This is a genomic window from Luteolibacter sp. Y139, assembly GCF_038066715.1.
In the GTDB taxonomy this organism is placed as follows: domain Bacteria; phylum Verrucomicrobiota; class Verrucomicrobiia; order Verrucomicrobiales; family Akkermansiaceae; genus Haloferula; species Haloferula soli.
Window position 1 is genome coordinate 1,121,969 of sequence record NZ_JBBUKT010000001.1, and the last position, 18,127, is coordinate 1,140,095.

The window sequence follows — 18,127 nt, forward strand, 5'->3', positions numbered from 1 at the left end:
AGAAATGGCGAGGTTGCCCGAACAAACGCCCCTTCAGCCCTCGGCGCGGAAGGCGAGCTGATCCAGCCCCTCGCGTTCCAGCTTGGCGAAGGCCGCTGCTTCCCCTTCCAAGCCGCCGAGCCGGATGGCGCGCAGCACGCTGGTCCACACCGTGACGTGCGAGTTCGGATCGGCCACGGTCTCCAGATGGTGGATAGCCTGGTTCAGGAAGCCGTTCCGGGCCTTGTAGAGGGCTTGGGAAAGCGGATCCTCCCCGGGACACAGGACGTGCTCGATCACGCCGCGCAGCTCGGCCGGGCGCACCGGCTTGAGCAGGAAATCCACCACATTGCCAGTGATCGCCCGCAGGGCGGAGCTGGGCGTGAGCGCTGCGCTGCATAGCACCACCGGCAGCAGATTATCCTGCCGGCGAAGCATTTCGATGACCTGCAAGCCGTCGATGTCCGGCATCCGCAGGTCGAGGATGACCATGTCATACTTCTGCTCGCCGATCTTGATCAGTGCCTCGCGCCCTCCCGCCGCGGTGTCGGTATCGTGGTCCGCCAGGGCGTACGAAAATCCCAAGCGCAAGGTCGGCTCGTCATCCACGACCAGCACCTTGAAGCGGCGGTCGGCGGTATCAGGCGAGCGGGACATCAATGTAGAATTCCGTTTTCTTGTCAGCTCGCTCCAACAGGCCGATGCCCCCCTCGTGCGCCCTCATGATCTCGCGGGAAATGAACAGTCCGAGGCCAACGCCATCCGTGTCCTGCCCGGGAGCGCGGAAGAAGCGCTCGAAGATACGGTTCTGGGCGGAGGCGGGAACGCCGGGGCCTTCGTCGATGATCGAGGCCCGCATGAAATCGCCTTCCGGCCGGGTGATCTTGAGCGTGATCGTCCCACCGCTCGGGCTGTGCTTGATCGCGTTGGAAACCAGGTTGTTCACCACCTCGTCGAGGCGCAGGGAATCGGCCTTCACTTCCGGCAGGTTCGCGGGGATTTCGCGCCGGAACACAATCCCCTTCTCTCCGGCTTTCGGGAAAAACAACCGCTCGGCACGCTCCAAGGCGTCCGGCAACGAGATCGGCGCGAGCTCCAGATGCGTCGTGCCGCTCTCCGCTCGGGAGATTTCGAGCAGCGCATTGAGCGTCGCCAGCAAGCGCTCGCAGTCTTCATTGGCAGAGCCGACCATGATGCGCTGGCGATCGGAAAGGCTGCCCGTCCGGTCCTCCAGCATCAGGTGCAAGACCATGCGGATGCCGGTGAGCGGCGTCTTGATCTCGTGGCTGACCGTGGAGAGCAGGTTGGTCTTCATGTCATCCAGCCAGCGGATGCGGGTGACATTGTGCAGCAGGATCGCGCGGCCGGAATGAACCCCGTCCTCCGACGTGAAACGGAAGATACGAGGAAGGTAGTAGAACTCGCGCTCATCCACGCGGAACAGCAGGGCATCGCGCGGATCTTCCGGCAGGTGGTTGTTTCCGCCCGGGCCCGTTTCGTCGAGAATCCGCTGGATCTTCGCCGGCAGGCGGCCGGCCACGCCGAGGCCCTCGGTCAGCTTCTCCGCGGCAGGATTGATCTGGAGGATGCGGCCGTCATCGCTGAGCACGAACACCGGCGACGGGATCGCCTCGAGGATGGCACGGTTCACCAGGTGGGTGCGCGTGAGCCGCTCATTGGTCTCGCCCCGCCGCTGGCGAAGCTCGGCAGCCATGTCATTGAACGCGGCGGCAACACCCCGGAACTCACTGTCGGCCGAAGGCTCGGGCAACGTGAGTTCGAAGTTCCCCTTGCGGATCTCGTCGATCGACCGCTTCAAGCCGACCACCGGATGGACCAGCTGGCGAACGAGCTGGAAATAGATCAGCACCGCGATGGCGGTGCCCAGCGTGACGAGCGTGACGACGAAGAGCGTGTTCTTGGCCTTCTCGTTATTCAGCTGCTGGACGCCTTGGTCAAACTGCGACTCCGAGGTATTGAGCACGGTTTCCGTGAGATCGGTAATCCGCTGGCTCTGGGCGCTGATGTATCTCAGCAACTCGGCGCGCTGCTCACGGCTTTGAGGGGGATTGTTGAAGAGACGGGAGTAGCCCTCGGTATAGGTCGTGAACGCGCCTACCAGATTCTCGATCACCTCCTTGCGCCGGGCATCGACAGTCCCCTTCCTTTGAAGGAAATCGATCCGGGCCGCGAGCTTCCCGTGATTCTCCTTGTAGGTGCTCTCGCTGACCGGCTCACCCGTCGCCTCCGCTGCCAGGGCCGGGAGGTAGTAGGTATTGAGCGTCGAGGTATCCGTGCGAATTCCCCGCGCCGTCTGGATGACCGGAAAGTTCTCTTCCTTCAGGGCGGCGAAGCGCTTGTTCGCATCCTGCACCAGCAACAGCGCCGCCGCACCCACGCTCCAGAGGAGCAGGATCAGGGTAAGCAGGCCGTAGAGCAGGCGGGTGCGGAGCATGTGGCGGAAGCTTCAGTCCATGCCGAAGCGCTTCCGCTTGCGGTAGAGGGTGGCCTTGTCGATGCCGAGGATGGCGGCTGCGTCCTGGAGGGTCGGTGCCCACCGAAGCACCTCACGCATGTGCGCCTGTTCGAGATCGTCGAGGCTGTGTTCTCCACCGATGATGGGAAGCGACGGACTGCCGTTCGCTCCTTCCACGACACCGACCGGCGTCGGCAAGTCGGCGGCCTCGACCTGTGGGCCGTGTGAAAGGATGGCGGCGCGCTCGATCGCATTCCGCAGCTCGCGCAGGTTGCCCGGCCAAGCGTGACGCATCAGAGTCTGGCGTCCGCTTTCCGAGAAGCCATCGAGCTTGCGGCCCATCTGGGTGGAGAAGAAGGAAAGATAATCATCGGCGAAGCGCAGCAGGTCGCCCCGACGCTCGCGGAGCGGTGACACGGTGACGCTGATGACATTGAGGCGGTAGTAGAGGTCCTCGCGGAAGCTTCCCGCGGCCACACAGGCGGCGAGGTCGCGGTTGGTGGCGGCGATCACGCGGACATTGCTCTCGCGCACCTTGTTTTCACCGAGCCGCTCGTATTCGCGCTCCTGAAGGAGACGCAGCAGCTTCGGCTGGATCTCCATCGGCAGCTCGCCGATCTCGTCGAGGAAAAGCGTGCCGCCTTCGGCTGCGTGGACCTTGCCCCAGGTGTCCTTGATCGCGCCGGTGAAGGAGCCCTTCACGTGACCGAAGAGCACGCTTTCCAGCAGCTCCTTCGAGAGACTGGGGCAGCTCACGGTGACGAACGGCTTGTCGCGCAGGTGGCTGCGATCATGCACCTCGCGGGCGATGGCGCTCTTGCCGGTGCCACTTTCGCCAAGGATCAACACGGAAGCCGGCGAGGCGGCGGCTCGGAAAAGCGTTTCGAGCTCCGCATTGGTCTTCGCATCCTCCGAGGTGAAGCGCAGCGGCGGCGCGCCGTGTCGAACCTCGCTCTTCAGCTCCTGCACGGTTTCTTCCAGCCGCACCACTTCGTGGCGGGTCTGAAGGGCGCGGTGCGCCTTGGCCAGGATCGCGCGGAGCTGGTCGGGCGTGAACGGCTTCTCCAGATAGTCAAAGGCACCGAGCTGGGTTGCCTTCACCGCCGTGGTCACCGACGCGTGGGCCGTGAAAATCGTGATCAGCTGCCGCGGCCGCAGCTTCAGCATCTGGGTAAGGATCTCGAGGCCGTCCTCGTCGCCGAGCCTCAGGTCGAGGAACACGAGGTCGAAATTCTCTTCCTTGATGCGCTTGAGGGCCGATTCGCCGTCCTCTGCGGTTTCCACATAATGACCCTCCCCTTCGAGAGCGAGGGACGTGGTGAGGCGAATCGACTTTTCGTCGTCTACGATGAGAATGTCCATGGGGTTGGGTCACACTCCCTAACAATCTGCATGCCTTCCGGGCGCCTTGCAGCGGCAGTATTGAGCCTCATGGACTTGGAGACCGACCATGAGGGAGGGCAAGGCGCCGCGATCGTGCATGTTGCCACCTGCCAAAAGCATGGGTTGCAAAGTGCAATATGCACGACCCAGCGATCAAGCTCGCATTGCTCGGAAAAATTGACCCGTCCGCAACCGCCCCCCAGCCTCTCCCCGTGACGGGCGAGCTGATTCTGGGGATAGATCTGGGGACCACCAATTCCGCGGTCGGCGCGGTCGAGTCGGGCTTCCCGATCCTGCTCGCTGACGCCGAAGGCCGCCGCATCACGCCCAGCGCCGTATGGTTCGGGGCGGATGGATCGACCGAGGTTGGCCGGAGGGCCCTGCGCCGCCGCGCCAACGAACCCGGACGGGTCGTCACCAGCGTGAAGCGGCTGATGGGCCGGCGCTTCGGTGAGGACGCCGAATTCTGCGTGCCGATGGAGCGTGCTGCCGATGGCGGGATCCGCGTGCTCGGGCGCTCGCCGGAGGAAGTCAGCGCGGAAATCCTGCGCGAGCTGAAGGGCATCGCCGAATTCCGGCTGGGTCGCACTGCGGAGAAAGCGGTGATCACCGTGCCCGCCTATTTCAATGACGCCCAGCGCGCGGCCACCAAGCGCGCCGGGGAACTCGCCGGGCTGGAAGTGGTCCGCATCGTCAGCGAGCCCACGGCGGCGGCATTAGCCTATGGCCTCGACAAGCTCGATGAGCACGCGCGGGTCGCCGTCTATGACCTGGGCGGCGGGACCTTCGATCTCTCGGTGCTGGAAATGCAGGGCGGCGTTTTCCAAGTGCTCGCCACCCGTGGCGACACGCGACTGGGCGGCGATGACCTCGATGCCGAGCTGGTCCGCCACTGCGTGGAGGACTTCGACGCGCTCGACATGGCTGCCAAAGTCCGGCTCATCGCCGAAGCGGAGCGGGTCAAATGCGCGCTGTCCGATCGCGAGTCGGAGACCTTCCGCGCTCCCTTTTACGATGGGTCCCGCAGCTTGGAGAAAGAGATCACCCGAGATGATCTTGAGAAGCTGGCCAAGCCCTTGATCGCCCGCACCCTCACCTGCTGCCGGCAAGCGCTCGCGGATGCCAATACTTCAGCCGCCGATCTCCATGCGGTGGTGCTGGTCGGTGGAAGCACCCGCATCCCTGCCGTCCGCAAGGCCGTCGCGGACCTTTTCGGCCGCGAGCCCGATCTTTCCCAGCATCCCGATGAAGCGGTGGCGCTCGGTGCCACCATTCAAGCCGGCGTACTCGGCGGCACGCTGCGCAAGATGGTGCTGCTCGATGTGACGCCGCTCAGCCTCGGCATCGAAACCTTCGGCGGGCTGATGAACGTGCTCATCCCGCGCAATACGACCATCCCGTGCAAGGCAGGCGAGATGTTCACCAACGCCGCCGCCGGCCAAGCCTCGATGCGTGTCCGCGTGCTTCAGGGCGAGCGCGAGATGGCCCGCGACAATTGGGAGCTCGGCTGCTTCGAAGTGCCATTCGAGCCCGCGCCGAAAGGCCAGGCACGGGTCGGAGTGCAATTCCGCATCGATGAAAACGGCATTCTAGAAGCCCTCGCGCGCGACGTGACCACCGGCCGTGACACGATCGTCGAGATCCGCAGTGCGGCCGTGAATGTCGATGACGAGGCCGTGGAGAAGATGGTCGGTGAGTCGGTCGAATACGCCTTTGAGGACATGGCGGAGCGGATTTTCACCGAAGCGAAGCTCAAGGCGGAGGAACTGCTGCCCGCCGTGGAGCAAGCACTGGCAGACGCTGGCGAACTTGTTTCTGCAGAAGAACGCCGCGAGATCGAAGACGCTGCCGTGACGGTAAGGGAAGCGCTCGCGGCGGGCCTGCCGAATCCGCTCAAGGCCGCGGTGCAACGTCTCGACAAGGCTACCGAAGCCTTCGCCGCCGCGCTCGTGGAGAAGGCGATGATGGAAGCGCTGGAGCGGAGAATGTAACTAGCGTCCGGTAGCTCAGGGCGTCACCGACTTGAGCAGATCCAGCGCGGTTTTCGCGGTTTCCTGGAGATTCGCCAATCGTCCTCTTTGAACGACGCCAAGCTTGGGCGCGGCCGTTTGGAGGATCTCCACCTCTCGCAGGATTCCCGCATGCTGGGACTTCGCCTTGATGAGGTTGTCCACCTTCTCCTTGCTGACCGCACCCGATTTCACCTTCTCACGAAGGCTGGTCGTAACCTTTTCCCGGTCGGACTCGGCTTTGAAATCACTGCTGAAATCGGAGAACCCATCGATGGAGCGAACCAGTGTCCCGAAGAAATCCTGGGCATCCTCAAGCTTCTTCTCAAGGACGTCCAGGCGCTTGCCGATCTCGGCCATCTCGCTGGCACTCACTGCCTGCCCGCGGCTCTCGCCGTCCCTGGCGGAATCCACTTTCATGCCGAGAACCTTGAGCTTCACGAGGGTCATCCTTTTGACGGAGGCAGTTTGATCACTGGCTTCCACCTTCGCGATCAACTGGTTCAACTTGGTCTCGGCTTCCTCGCCCTTGCCGACCGCAATCAACGGTTCGATCTCGCCGGAGATCACGGATGCGATCTTCTCGGCTTGCTTCTGATCCTCACGCAGGCGGATCACGTCCTGCTGCTTTTTGGCGATATCGAGATCGTTGCCCACGACCCGGGTGAAAACATTCGTGACCGCGAAAGCGGCTTCGATTTCATCCGCCTGGACCAGCATATCCAGCAGTTTCAAAGTATCGGCCTTGAGCTTCTCGTTGGTTCCCACCTCGACGTTGCCGACCTTGACCTTGTTTGCCTCGATCTCCGGCTTCATCGCCTCCAATTCAGCGCTAGCCGCCCTCATCTGTTCGGAGGCCCGGCTGCACTCGCGGAATGCAGCCGTCCCCTCTTGCACCGGCCGGGTACGGTTGTTGGTCAAGCGGTTGATCGTCGCGTCGGCCTCGTTAATGGCCGCCTGCAGGTTGGCATGCTTGGTCCGGAGCGCATCACGCTCGGACATCAGCCGCTTCATTTCGACGGTCAGGGCGGCGTCCTTGGTGACGGTTGGATTCTCCGCGTTGGCCAGATCCAGCATCACCTGCACGCCGAGCAGTTGATAGGGGCTGGTCTTGTAGTCGCCTTGCAAAAAGGCGTTTCCGAGTTCGCGGGCCTTCTCCAGATCGTTCCTGCGGAATGCATCCACCACTCCGTTCCATGCCTCGGTCGCACTGGCATCCACCAGCTTCGCCTTGGCTTTGTCGGGAGAGAGCAGGTCGTCCAATTCACCCGCGATGACGCTTCCTGAGAAAAGGATCGCGGGAATCGAGATACCGAGAATCAGGGATGCAAGGCGTGGCCGCGGGGAGGGCTTCATAGGTGTCTGATGGGAGGTGGAGCTGAAGTCTGGACCGACTGTGATTAAATGATCCGCCGGATTATCGACAAGGACAAGAATCGACCCAAGGACGGCATTTCCACGCCATTCACCCCCGCATTCCGAACTTCCCACCCGGAACTTCCAACCAGCACGTACGCGAGGACGGGATCGAACCGCCGACCGACCCGGTGTAAACGGGTTGCTCTACCGCTGAGCTACTCGCGCATTTCCGTGCAGACGGGCGCAGTCTTCCCCGATGCCACGGACGGCGCAAGCGCGGAGTGGTTGCGGGCTTGCGGGTTGCATGGAGCGGTGGTTCTCTCCCGCGCCTCGAACATGCACCTGCGTTTCACGGAAGAAGAACTCGGCACCTTGGTCGAAATGGTCAGCCTGGCCGCCGAAGTCGCGTCCTGGAACGAGCGCCCCGGCGCGGAAGAAGGCATCTCGGCCTACGAGGCACTGGAGAACAAGGTCTTGGAAAAGGCCAAGCACGCCGGACTCGGCGAGCACGTCGACTTCGACGAAGAAAAGCAACGCCACCACCTCTCGACCGAATACCAGGAAAGCTCGTTCTTCCAGCAGTGCTACGATGAGTTCCGCAACGAGTCGTTCTGGGAAGAACTGGTCATCCGCCTCGCCGACCGCGACCTGGTAAAAGTCATCGGGATGGCCGCGTGGCAAAAGATGACCGAGGAGGACCGGCGCGCCCAGACCCGGGACATCGAGAAGCGCTACTGGGACGAGTTCGCCAAGCAGGGGATCGACCGCGTGGCAGTGATTTTTCCGCACGCCGAAGGGTGAGCGAGAAAAAGGCGTGGTGAATCGCCGGGACAGGCGTTAGGGTGAAAGGTGAACTTTTGCCCCGATTGCCGATGAACACCGAGAACCTTTCGCCGCTAGCCACCAAGATCGCCGAGGTAGATGCCAAGCTGGATGCACTCGGCTTGGAAATCGCCGAGATCGGCATGCCTGCCGCCTATGATTTGAAGAAGCGCTACGACGCGCTGCGGGTGGAGGACAACGCCCTGAAGCGCAACATCGAGGAATCGGTCGCCCGCGGTGAGCCGGATGACGTGCGGCTCGCGAAGATCGAGACCCTGCTCCGCCACATCGAAGAAGAGGAAGCCTCAGTGGAAAATGAGGCCCATTTCCTGCACCAGTCGAATCCTTCGTCCGTGATCCTCGCTGCGCAGGCGGCCACCCAAATGGTCGACCTGTGGCGAAGGGCCATCAAGAAGGTGCTCGGCGACGTGCACCCGCTTGGCCAATCGGTATTCGTCAACCACACCCACGACAATCTGGCTGACGACTACGGCCTCGACCGGGACAAGCCTCTCGAGCCGAAGTCGTGAGCCCGGTCAGACGGCCCTAGTCCGCTTAAGGGACGCGGAAGTACTTCTTCTCCTCAGGAGGATAGGTCGGATCGGCCATCAGCCGGCCGCTCGGGACGCCGTCCACGTCGAGCACCTTGTTGTTAAACGGGCTGAAAACGAAGCCCGGCTTACCCGGCACGGCTCGCGCCACCGGGACGTTCTTCCTGTCGGGTGGCGTTGGAGCAGGCGGCTGAGGCTCAGGCTGGGGCTGAGGCTCAGGAGTGGGATTGGGAGTCGGCTTGGGCCCAAGTTCCGGCTGAGGCCCGGGTGGCTTTTCCGGTCCAGGCGCAGGCTTCCGTGCCGGTGGCGCCGCAGACGGACGCTGGAATGGCTCCGATCGGTGGTTCAGTCCGAGTAACCACGTGCAGCTGGAAAACTGCGAAGCTACCAACAGCAAAACGGCCACGCGAATCACCCGCATACTTTTCATGCTGGAAAAACAGCACATCAGGTCCCGGACCGCAAGCCAAATGCTATTAAAATAGCATTTCATCTGCTGTGACCGCTGCCCGAACTTGCCGGCAAGCACCGCTCCGGCCAGCTTCCGCGGCGTGGATCTCTCCAAATACCTCCGCATGGACCCGCACCTCCTGTTAGGCCTGCTCAATACCGAGCTGCGGAACCACTGCGACTCGCTGGACGACCTCGTGAAGACCCACGGGCTGGATCCCAAGAAGCTGACGGAGAAGATGGCGAAGGTCGGCTACGAGTATCAGGCGGCACAGAACCAATTCCGCTGAAAATCAATCGCGGCGCATCCGTTCGATGGCCATGCGGAAGCCCACGCGAAGCTCGTCGATTTCCCGTTGCAAGCGCATCCGTTCCGCAGCATCGCCGCTATCGGCAAGCTGGCCCTCCAGTTTCTCCGCCTGCTTGAGGAGTTCGATTTCGGGAGGAGCAAAGCCATTCCCCTTCAACATCGCAAAGGCTGAGCGCCAACCTTCCGGAGCCTGAAAATAGGCCTCAAGGTCGAGCGCAGCGCCCGGCGGCGGAGGTGTCAACTCGCCCGAGGCGATGGCCTCGTCGATGCGCGCTTCACCGAGCTTGGAAAGGGCGGACATGCGCGGGGAAGCTAGCGGAGTCCGGCGCATTTCCAAGCCGCCGTTGCTTTCAACGGCGCAGTGGTGTTTCAAGGCCGGGTGCGCCTGCTGAAGTTCAAGCTGACCCTCGCCTACGATGGCACGGCCTGGAAGGGCTGGCAGTCGCAGCGCTCGGGTCTGGGTGTGCAGGACCAGGTGGAGGCCGCATTGGCCAAGCTCTTCGCCGCCGCGCCACGGGTGGAAAGCTCCAGCCGCACCGATGCCGGGGTCCACGCCCGTGGGATGGTAGCTCACTTCGAAATCCCCGCGGACCAATTTCACATGCCACCCCGGCATCTGGCACTGGCGATCAATGCCGGCCTGCCCGAGGACATCCGGGTCATGTCAGCCGCGCGAGTCCCGGCATCCTTCCACGCCCGCTTCGGCGCCTCCGGAAAGCAGTACCGCTACCGGGTCTGGAATGATCCGGTGATGAACCCGCTACTGAGGACGCAGGCCTGGCACGTCCCCCGCCCGCTCGATCTGGCGGCGATGCGCGAGGCCGCCACCCATTTCATCGGCCGGCAGGACTTTCGCGCCTTCACCGCCAACCGTGGCGACGTGCTGGAGGACGCGGTGCGCACGCTGAACCGCTGCGATATCGTCCGCCAGGGACGGGAGCTGACCTTCGTCATCGAAGGCGGCGGATTTCTCTACAAGATGTGCCGCGGGATCGTCGGCACTCTGGTGCAGGTCGGCTACGGGCGCTTTCCCGCATCGGAAGTGAGGCTGATGCTCGATGCCCAGGACCGCCGAGTCGCCGGAATGAATGCCCCGGCCCATGGCCTTGTCCTGTGGAAGGTGTTTTATTCCCCAGACTGACCTATCTTTCCCGAGGGGGAAAATCGGACATTTTCATTATCACGGGAAAGTCATGCCGTCCGCCATCGGCCGGCCTGCCATCAGCCGCCAGAACCCTGCCAGACAGCTTGCTGTAGACGAAAAGGCCGGGCCATTGCTTCATGATGAATCCGAATTTCATGAAAATGCATTCATGAATGATAGATTAGCGGACCAAGCTATCTTTTTGGGTTGTTACGTCATGTCCGTTAGATTAATCGCGGCCTCGCGGTTTTCCCCTCCCGATGTCCCAAGATAGCTCTCAAGCCCTGGTCAACCGGCTGGAGACCGCGTGGAGCGGTCGGCCGGAGGGCTTGTTGAGGCATACGGTCGGCTGGGTGGCTCTTGGCTATGCCGCGCTTGCGGCCCCGGTGATTGCCGGACTGGTGCTCTTGCTGACGGGCGTGGCGCTTGCGGCTTTCTACCAAAGTCTGGCGGGGACTCTCGTCGCAGGGATGGTTGCGCTGGCAGGGCTCGGGCTGGCGGTCTTCGTCCTCGGCTGCCTGCGGGTGCGCTTCGAGCCACCAGAGGGCCTGGCGCTTGAAGAAAAGGACCACCCCGAACTCCACCGGGTGCTGGCTGAAATCGGCGATCTCGCCGGTGGGATGCGCTTCCACCGGGTCCTGCTGGATCCCGAGATGAATGCTTCCGTGGTGCAAACGCCGCGGCTGGGCGTGTTTGGCTGGTATCGCGCCTATCTGGTGATCGGCCTGCCACTGATGGAGGCGCTGCCGCTCGACGAGCTGAAGGCGGTGCTGGCCCACGAGATCAGCCATCTCACCCGCGCCGACGGGAAGACCTGCACGTGGCTGCACCGGACCCGCGAAACGTGGGAGCGGGTGATGGAACGATTTTCCCGAAATGGCCGCTTTCCGTTGGTCGGGGAGTTCTTCGAATGGTTTTGGCCGCATTTCAGTTCCCGGGTCATCGTGCTGTCGCGATTCAACGAACTGGCGGCCGACCAATTCGCCGCCCAAGCGGTGTCGCCGCAAGCGCTGGCCTCGGGCCTGCGCCGCCTGGCGATCCTCGGCAAGCGGGCCGAGCGTGAATTCTGGGAGCCTCTGGATCGACTGGTGACGGAGGGTGGCGAGCTGCCCGGAGACGTGATGGACCGGCTGACAGCAGTGATCCGGCGACCCGTGGAACCCGGGCAGGCGGCCGCTTGGCTTGCCGAGGCAACGGCTATCCGGGCGGGATCGACTGCCAGCCATCCCGGACTGGCGATCCGGCTGGCGGCTCTCGACTTGCCAACGGATTCCGGGGACACGCTCCCGTCCGCTCTTGCCAAAGGCATGTCGTCCGCGGATCTGCTGCTCACTCCCGGACTCCTCGATCAGGCCCGCCAGCATTTCAGCCGGAGATGGGTGGAGGAGGCCGGTGAAGGCTTCACCCGGAGGGCCCGCCAGCAGGACTTGGAGCAGACGGCCGGCACCCGCAAGGCGTGGGAAAGGATCGCCGCGCTCGTCCGTCTTGACGGCTTGGAAAAGGTCCAGCCGGAGGTGATGGCACTCCTTGATCGCCAGCCGGCCCACTCGGGCGCCCTCTACCTGCGAGGCAGTCACCTGGCGGAAAAATGCGACCCGGAAGCCTGCGAATTCCTGGAACGGGCGACCTCCGACCCCACCATCGCGGGCCGCGCCTTTGAGGCCTTGGCACAAGCCCTAACGAGCCATGGCCGGGAAAAAGAAGCCGCGCTGGTGAAGGAGCGCGCGCACCAGCACGATATCGAGCTGCGAGCCGCCTTGGTCGAACGCAGCCGTCTATCGGCGTCCGATAGCTTTTTCCCCCACGATCTCTGCGAAGGCGACCATCAGGCGCTCCGCGATCTTCTGACGCGCGAACCTGCCGTGGCGAGGGCGTGGATGGCCTCCAAGGAGGTCCTGTATTTTCCCCGCTGGCCCTTGGTGGTCATCGGGATCGAGCTGGAACCCGGCCTCTCCACCATCGCCCGCCGGGCCTTGGAGACGCAGCTCATGCACCTCTGGGCCGGGGAGGCCTACGTGGCGATCTTCGTGGTGGATGATGGCACGAAGGGTGTGCTGCGGACCCTGCGCCGGGCCGTTCCGGACAGCGAGCTCTACCGCCGGAAGTGAGGAGCGAAAAAAAGTTTCAGAACTTTTGAACGTCCTCCGATCTGAAGGGTCTGACCCTATGAAGACCGCGCTTTGCGTGAGTTTTCATGTAAGGGTGAACAGCATATTGTCAGACGAAGGGCCTCGGCCTGACCGATGACGATTTTAGCCGCCGGGGGTGGGACCCCGGCGGCAATTTTTTGCCCGGATGCCTCCTACCGGCGCTTGGAGAGCGAGCCCATGGCCGCCGCAACCGCGCCGGGCAGGTTGACCCCGCCGTTTCCACCAAGCCGGTGGTCGATGTCTTCCAGCCGCTGGATCAGGTCGCGCACTTCCTTGCGCGAGGCGGGCCCGCCCGCGGCATCACAGAAGTGCGTGCGGCAGCCAAAAGGCCTGCCCTCGTAGATCTGGCAGCGGTTGTTCTTCAGGAAGGGACAGGCTCCGTCGGCCGTCTCCGGGACTTCGGTGCGTCCGGCAGCCCGCCACGCCATGGCGGCGACCAGCGCCTCGCCCTTCGTCAGGAAAGGCGTGCGGCCGGTGTGGCGGAACCGGCAGCAATCGCCGCGACCGGTGCAGGCGCGCTCGAGCGGCCGCTGCTCCCACTCGCGATAGATGGCCCGGACCTCGGTGGCGATGACTCGCGGGTCGGGGGTCACGGCAGGCCCAGCTTGCGAATCCGAATCCCGCGGAACTCGACCCGGCCCTGGTTGAATTGCAGGCCGATGTGGCCGCTGCCGAGCGGCTTGCGGTCCTTGTAGTCGATGATCTGCTTGTCATTCAGCCAGACTTCGATCCGGCCGCTCTCTACTTTCACTCGGAATTTCCGCCACTCCGGTGCCTCGCCGCCATCGTGGCGGGCGCGGCCCACCAGGCTGCCGGTCGGATAAGGATTCGAGGCCGGCGCGATGTTCAGCTCGTAGCATTCGCTGGCCGGGTCGGTGACGGTTTTCGGCGTGGCGAGAAAGACGCCGCTGTTGGTGCCCTCCGGGGCGCGGAATTCGATTTCCAGCTCGTAGTCCAGGTAAGTGCCCTTGGTGGTGAGAAGGCCTTGGGCACCCTTGGTGGCGACGATGGCGCCCTCCTTCACCTGCCAGTCGACCTTCGTCTGCGGCTCCCAGCCATCGAGATCGCGGCCGTTGAAAAGCTCCTGCCACTCGGCCCCGCAGGCCACTCCAATGAGGAGCAGGCAGCTGGCGAGCACTTTCGCGATGATTTTCATGTTTCCAGTTTGCTCACGATGGCGCTTGCGGGCAAGCGCCCGCTTGCCAAACAAAACCAAGCAGACATTTCCGGAGGAAAAGACAGATTCCCGACGCTTACCGTCTACTACTGCCCGCCACCGCACCCTTCATGAAAGCCAGAGTCCTCGCCATCGTCGCCGCCCTCGTCTCTTCACTGACCGCGTCGCCGCTTTTCAAGGAGCCGCTCAAGGACGAGCACATCGTCCTGATCGGCAATGGCCTCGGCGAGCGCATGCAGTACTACGGGAACTTCGAAACGCAGCTGCACATGCGCTTTCCGGATCATCACCTGGTGGTCCGCAACATGTGCTATCCCGGCGACACCCCGGCCTATCGCCCCCGCGCCGGCCGCAACACGCCATGGGCCTTTCCCGGCGGTGAAACCCTGCGGCCCGAACTGAACCAGCACAAGGGCGAGGGCCACTATCCGTCCGATGACGAGTGGCTGACGATTTGCAAGGCGGACACCATCCTCGCCTTCTTCGGCTTCAATGAGTCCTTCGATGGTCCGGACGGTGTGGAAAAATATCGCCGCGAGCTGAGCGCCTTCGTGACCCACACGCTCACCCAGAAGTACAATGGTACCGCTGCGCCGAAGCTGGTGCTCATTTCGCCGATCGCCTTCGAGAACCTGACCAAGTTCTTCGATCTTCCAGATGGCACCCAGGAGAACGCCAACCTGGAGCGCTACACCAAGGTGATGGAGCAGGTCGCCAAGGAACAGCAGGTCGGGTTCATCGATCTCTTCACGCCGACCAAGAAGACATTCGCAGAGGCCAAGCAGCCACTCACCATCAATGGATTTTCCCTGAACGAAGCCGGCGACGATGAAGTGGGCAATCTGCTCGCCAGCTCTCTCTATGATGCCAAGGAAATCGTGGTCGAAGGCAGCGTCAGCGAGCTGCTCCGGCTGGTGAAGGAGAAGTCATGGTTCTGGCAGAATGATCACCGCATGCTCAATGGCGTCCACGCCTATGGCCGTCGCTTCGAGCCGTATGGAGAATTCAACTACCCGCAGGAGATCGAGAAGATCCGCCAGATGACCGCGAACCGCGACCGCGCTGTGTGGGCCGCGGTGAAGGGCCAGGCCTTCGACCTCAAGGCGGAAGACGCGAAGACGCGACCGCTGGATGAAGTGAAGACCAACTTCAACCAGCCGATCCAGTACCTGCGCGAGAAGCAGGCGCTGGAGAAGTTCAAGATGATGGATGGCTTCGAGATCGGCCTCTTTGCTTCTGAAGAGGATTTCCCGGATCTCGCGAATCCGATGCAGATGACCTTCGACAACAAGGGTCGCTTGTGGATCTGCACGATGCCGAGCTACCCGCACTACCGGCCGGGCGACCCGCTGCCGAATGACAAGATCCTCATCCTCGAAGACACCGATGGCGATGGCCGTGCGGACAAGCAGACGGTCTTCGCCGATGGACTGCATCTTCCCATCGGGATCGAGCTCGCGCCGGAAGGGGTCTATGTTTCGCAGGAGCCGAATCTGGTGCTGCTGCGTGATACCAATGGCGACGACAAGGCAGACAAGCGCGAGTACCTGCTGCACGGCTTCGATTCCCACGATACCCACCACGCGATCCACGCCTTCTGCTCGGACTCTGCGGGCGCTCTTTATATGGGTGAAGGCGTGTTCCTTCACTCACAGGTCGAGACTCCCTATGGCCCGCAGCGTTGCACGGGAGGCGGCATTTGGCGCTTCGATCCGAAGACGTGGCGACTGGAGCGCTACGTGCAGACCTACTTCAACAACCCATGGGGCATCGCTTTCGATGATTGGCAGCAGTGCTTCATCGCCGATGCCTCGGGCGGCAACAATTACTGGGCGCTGCCGATCTCAATCAAAGCACCTTTCAGCTACGAGACCGGCAAGATCGGGGAGTTCGCACCGAAGCGTGCGCGTCCGACGGCAGGTGCGGAGTTCATCTCGTCCCGCAATTTTCCGGATGAGCTGCAAGGCGGCTTCATGACGAATAACTCGATCGGCTTCCTCGGCACCAGCATCCACCAGGTGTGGGAAGATCGCGGGGGCTTCTCCGGCAAGCATCTCGGTGATCTGGTGACGTCATCCGATCCGAATTTCCGCCCAGCCGATCTTGAGTTCGCACCGGATGGTTCGCTGTATGTCGTCGACTGGCACAATGCGCTGATCGGTCACATGCAGCACTCGGCGCGTGACCCGAATCGCGACCACGAGCACGGCCGCATCTATCGCATTACCTGCAAGTCGCGCCCGCTGGTGAAGCCGGCGAACATTGCCGGCGCTTCCGTGGCCAGCCTCTTCAACCTTCTCAAGGAGCCCGAGTATCGCACCCGCTATCGCGCGCGCCGGGAACTTCGCAGCCATCCTGCGGACACCGTCGTGGCCGCAGCGAAGGCGTGGATCGGCACGCTCGACAAGGCCGACCCGCGCTATGAGCACCATCTCTGCGAAGCGCTGTGGGCGACCTGGGCGCAGAACCGCGTCGATCGCGACATCCTCGGCCTGTGCCTTTCTGCAAAGGCTCATGAAGCCCGTGCGGCTGCTGTTGAAGTCGTGCGTCATGCTTGGCGCAAGATCCCTGATCATACGGACATTCTTCTAAAGGCCGCTGTAGATCCCGATTCACTCGTCCGCCTTGAAGCGCTCGCCGCGGCTTCGTGGATGGATAATGCGGATGGCGCACGCGTTGCGCTCGAAGTGCTGAAGCAGCCGATCGACAAGTGGATGCCGGAAGCAGTGAAGACCGCCTTCCTCACCTTGGCCGATGACATCGAAGTGCTGAAGAAGGACGGCAAACTGGATCTGTCCAACAACCCGCGCGCCGCCGACTTCCTTTCCGGCAAGCTGAAGCTCGAAGCCGAGGAAACCACTGCCGCCGCAACTCCCGAGCCGAAGTTGCCCGCCGATGAACTGGAGCTATGGCGCATCGGCAAGGAAGTCTTCGGCCGCGATGCCCACTGCTTCACCTGCCACCAGCCCGACGGCAAAGGCCAGGAGAAGATCTATCCACCACTCGCCGGCAGTGAATGGGTCACCGGCAATGAAGAGCGCCTGATCAAGCTCACGCTGAAAGGCCTTTACGGTCCCATCACCGTGAAGGGCACGCAGTTCGAGCCTGCCAACGGTGTGCCACCGATGATGGGCTTCGGACCGATGCTCAATGACAAGGAACTCGCCGGCGTGCTGACCTACGTCCGCAATAGCTTCGGTAACCAAGCGCCCGCGGTGAAGCCAAAGACCGTCGCCAAAGTCCGCGAAGCCACGAAGGCAAAGGTCGACTTCTACACGCCTGAGGAACTGCTGAAGCAACATCCGTGACGGCCTCGACACACAGCTCCTGACCGATTTCGCAGGCCTGAATGTCTAATTCGGCCAAACATTCAGCAGCGTCACCCGGATGGGGTATCCGCATGAGGATGCCTCAGTCGCTTCGCCGGAGGAGGGCACGTGGTGGCATGGCAGCCGCTGGTTCAACGGCATGGCAACCGTTGGCTTCCTACTCGACATGGATGGCGTGATCTACCGGGGTTCCCGGCTGATTCCCGGCGCCTCCGACTTCATTAACCGCCTGCGGAATCATGGGATTCCGTTCCGCTTTCTCACGAACAACTCGCAACGCGCACGCCGTGACGTCGCGCTGAAACTCCATCGCCTCGGCATCGAGGCGAGCGAGAACGAGGTCTTCACCTGTGCGATGGCGACAGCGCGCTTCCTGGCATCCCAGAAGCCGAATGGCACCGCCTATGTGATTGGTGAACACGGCCTTGCTGCCGCGCTGCATCGCAATGGCCTCACCGTCGTGGATGATGATCCCGATTTCGTGGTGGTCGGCGAAGGCCGCACCATGACCTTCGAGATGATCGAGCGTGGCGTGCGACTGGTGGAGAAGGGTGCACGCTTGATTGCGACGAATCCCGATCCGAATTGTCCGACAGATCAAGGCACCCGTCCCGGCTGTGGCGCGATTGTCGCGATGATCGAGCGTGCCACCGGTGTGGAAGCCTTCTCCGTGGGCAAGCCGAGCCCGGTGATGATGCGTGCCGCGCGCAAGGAAATGGGCCTGCGCACCGACGAGGTGATCATGGTGGGCGACACGATGGAGACCGATATCCTCGGTGCGGTGCAGATGGGCTACCGCAGCGTGCTGGTGCTCAGCGGCGGCACCTGCCGGAAGGATTTGAAGAAGTTCGCCTATGAGCCGGATTTGATCGTCGACCACATCGGCATGATCCCGGACTCATACATTTTCGGAAAATTGGAGCCAGCGTTGGCACCGTGAAAGCTCTTCCTGGTTAGCGGATGGTCCGTGATGGAGGAAGGTTTCTTG

The 18,127-nt window shown here is 62.7% G+C and carries 16 protein-coding genes and 1 tRNA gene; 8 read left to right on the forward strand and 9 right to left on the reverse strand.

Annotated features, from left to right (window positions below; all coding sequences use genetic code 11):
- Positions 1-33 precede the first annotated feature (33 nt).
- Genes WKV53_RS04670 through WKV53_RS04680 form a run of 3 tightly spaced genes read right to left on the reverse strand, consistent with a single transcriptional unit; the run spans position 34 to position 3,817 of the window.
- Positions 34-636 carry a response regulator gene (locus WKV53_RS04670; RefSeq protein ID WP_341403189.1) on the reverse strand — a complete coding sequence of 201 codons (603 nt, stop codon included), beginning with the start codon at positions 634-636 and terminating at the stop codon, positions 34-36.
- Positions 620-2,434: a sensor histidine kinase gene (locus WKV53_RS04675; protein WP_341403190.1), complete on the reverse strand. Its 1,815-nt coding sequence runs from the start codon at positions 2,432-2,434 to the stop codon at positions 620-622. Before WKV53_RS04675 ends, WKV53_RS04670 begins: the two co-directional genes overlap by 17 nt.
- Positions 2,435-2,446: 12 nt before the next feature.
- Positions 2,447-3,817 carry a sigma-54-dependent transcriptional regulator gene (locus WKV53_RS04680; RefSeq protein ID WP_341403191.1) on the reverse strand — a complete coding sequence of 457 codons (1,371 nt, stop codon included), beginning with the start codon at positions 3,815-3,817 and terminating at the stop codon, positions 2,447-2,449.
- A 233-nt stretch (positions 3,818-4,050) separates the two neighbouring features.
- Between WKV53_RS04680 and WKV53_RS04685 the strand changes: the two genes are divergently transcribed.
- Positions 4,051-5,829 carry an Hsp70 family protein gene (locus WKV53_RS04685; protein WP_341403192.1) on the forward strand — a complete coding sequence of 593 codons (1,779 nt, stop codon included), beginning with the start codon at positions 4,051-4,053 and terminating at the stop codon, positions 5,827-5,829.
- Positions 5,830-5,844: 15 nt separating this feature from the next.
- Here the strand turns inward: WKV53_RS04685 and WKV53_RS04690 are convergent, their stop codons facing one another.
- Both WKV53_RS04690 and WKV53_RS04695 read right to left on the reverse strand, forming a co-directional pair.
- Positions 5,845-7,203 carry a hypothetical protein gene (locus tag WKV53_RS04690; protein ID WP_341403193.1) on the reverse strand — a complete coding sequence of 453 codons (1,359 nt, stop codon included), beginning with the start codon at positions 7,201-7,203 and terminating at the stop codon, positions 5,845-5,847.
- Positions 7,204-7,359: 156 nt separating this feature from the next.
- Positions 7,360-7,431, reverse strand: a tRNA-Val gene (locus WKV53_RS04695).
- Between the two features lie 6 nt (positions 7,432-7,437).
- Between WKV53_RS04695 and WKV53_RS04700 the strand changes: the two genes are divergently transcribed.
- Together WKV53_RS04700 and WKV53_RS04705 are read left to right on the forward strand one after the other, a co-directional pair.
- Positions 7,438-8,007, forward strand: a complete 570-nt coding sequence (locus WKV53_RS04700; protein WP_341403194.1) for a hypothetical protein — start codon at positions 7,438-7,440, stop codon at positions 8,005-8,007.
- Positions 8,008-8,078: 71 nt separating this feature from the next.
- On the forward strand, positions 8,079-8,558 hold the full coding sequence (locus WKV53_RS04705) for a hypothetical protein (RefSeq protein ID WP_341403195.1): 480 nt from the start codon (positions 8,079-8,081) through the stop codon (positions 8,556-8,558).
- Positions 8,559-8,583: 25 nt separating this feature from the next.
- On the opposite strand, the gene WKV53_RS04710 is transcribed toward WKV53_RS04705, so the two are convergent.
- Positions 8,584-8,730: a hypothetical protein gene (locus WKV53_RS04710; RefSeq protein ID WP_341403196.1), complete on the reverse strand. Its 147-nt coding sequence runs from the start codon at positions 8,728-8,730 to the stop codon at positions 8,584-8,586.
- Positions 8,731-9,094: 364 nt separating this feature from the next.
- Between WKV53_RS04710 and WKV53_RS04715 the strand changes: the two genes are divergently transcribed.
- Positions 9,095-9,319: a DUF4250 domain-containing protein gene (locus tag WKV53_RS04715; RefSeq protein WP_341403197.1), complete on the forward strand. Its 225-nt coding sequence runs from the start codon at positions 9,095-9,097 to the stop codon at positions 9,317-9,319.
- Between the two features lie 3 nt (positions 9,320-9,322).
- Here WKV53_RS04715 and WKV53_RS04720 read toward each other — a convergent pair whose 3' ends face one another.
- Complete coding sequence (locus WKV53_RS04720; protein WP_341403198.1) at positions 9,323-9,640, reverse strand: DnaJ family domain-containing protein; 318 nt, start codon at positions 9,638-9,640, stop codon at positions 9,323-9,325.
- A 60-nt stretch (positions 9,641-9,700) separates the two neighbouring features.
- Between WKV53_RS04720 and truA the strand changes: the two genes are divergently transcribed.
- Both truA and WKV53_RS04730 read left to right on the forward strand, forming a co-directional pair.
- Positions 9,701-10,480, forward strand: coding sequence for a tRNA pseudouridine(38-40) synthase TruA (gene truA, locus WKV53_RS04725; RefSeq protein WP_341403199.1), 780 nt, complete (start codon positions 9,701-9,703; stop codon positions 10,478-10,480).
- A 263-nt stretch (positions 10,481-10,743) separates the two neighbouring features.
- Positions 10,744-12,591, forward strand: coding sequence for a M48 family metallopeptidase (locus tag WKV53_RS04730; RefSeq protein WP_341403200.1), 1,848 nt, complete (start codon positions 10,744-10,746; stop codon positions 12,589-12,591).
- A 194-nt stretch (positions 12,592-12,785) separates the two neighbouring features.
- Here WKV53_RS04730 and WKV53_RS04735 read toward each other — a convergent pair whose 3' ends face one another.
- Both WKV53_RS04735 and WKV53_RS04740 read right to left on the reverse strand, forming a co-directional pair.
- Positions 12,786-13,226, reverse strand: coding sequence for a YkgJ family cysteine cluster protein (locus WKV53_RS04735; RefSeq protein ID WP_341403201.1), 441 nt, complete (start codon positions 13,224-13,226; stop codon positions 12,786-12,788).
- Complete coding sequence (locus WKV53_RS04740) at positions 13,223-13,789, reverse strand: 3-keto-disaccharide hydrolase (RefSeq protein ID WP_341403202.1); 567 nt, start codon at positions 13,787-13,789, stop codon at positions 13,223-13,225. The genes WKV53_RS04735 and WKV53_RS04740 overlap by 4 nt, the downstream gene beginning before the upstream one ends.
- Before the next feature lie 131 nt (positions 13,790-13,920).
- Between WKV53_RS04740 and WKV53_RS04745 the strand changes: the two genes are divergently transcribed.
- Together WKV53_RS04745 and WKV53_RS04750 are read left to right on the forward strand one after the other, a co-directional pair.
- Entirely contained in the window at positions 13,921-17,118 is a 3,198-nt protein-coding gene (locus WKV53_RS04745; RefSeq protein WP_341403203.1) for a PVC-type heme-binding CxxCH protein, read from the forward strand.
- A 160-nt stretch (positions 17,119-17,278) separates the two neighbouring features.
- Complete coding sequence (locus WKV53_RS04750; protein ID WP_345789637.1) at positions 17,279-18,079, forward strand: HAD-IIA family hydrolase; 801 nt, start codon at positions 17,279-17,281, stop codon at positions 18,077-18,079.
- Positions 18,080-18,127: the final 48 nt, after the last annotated feature.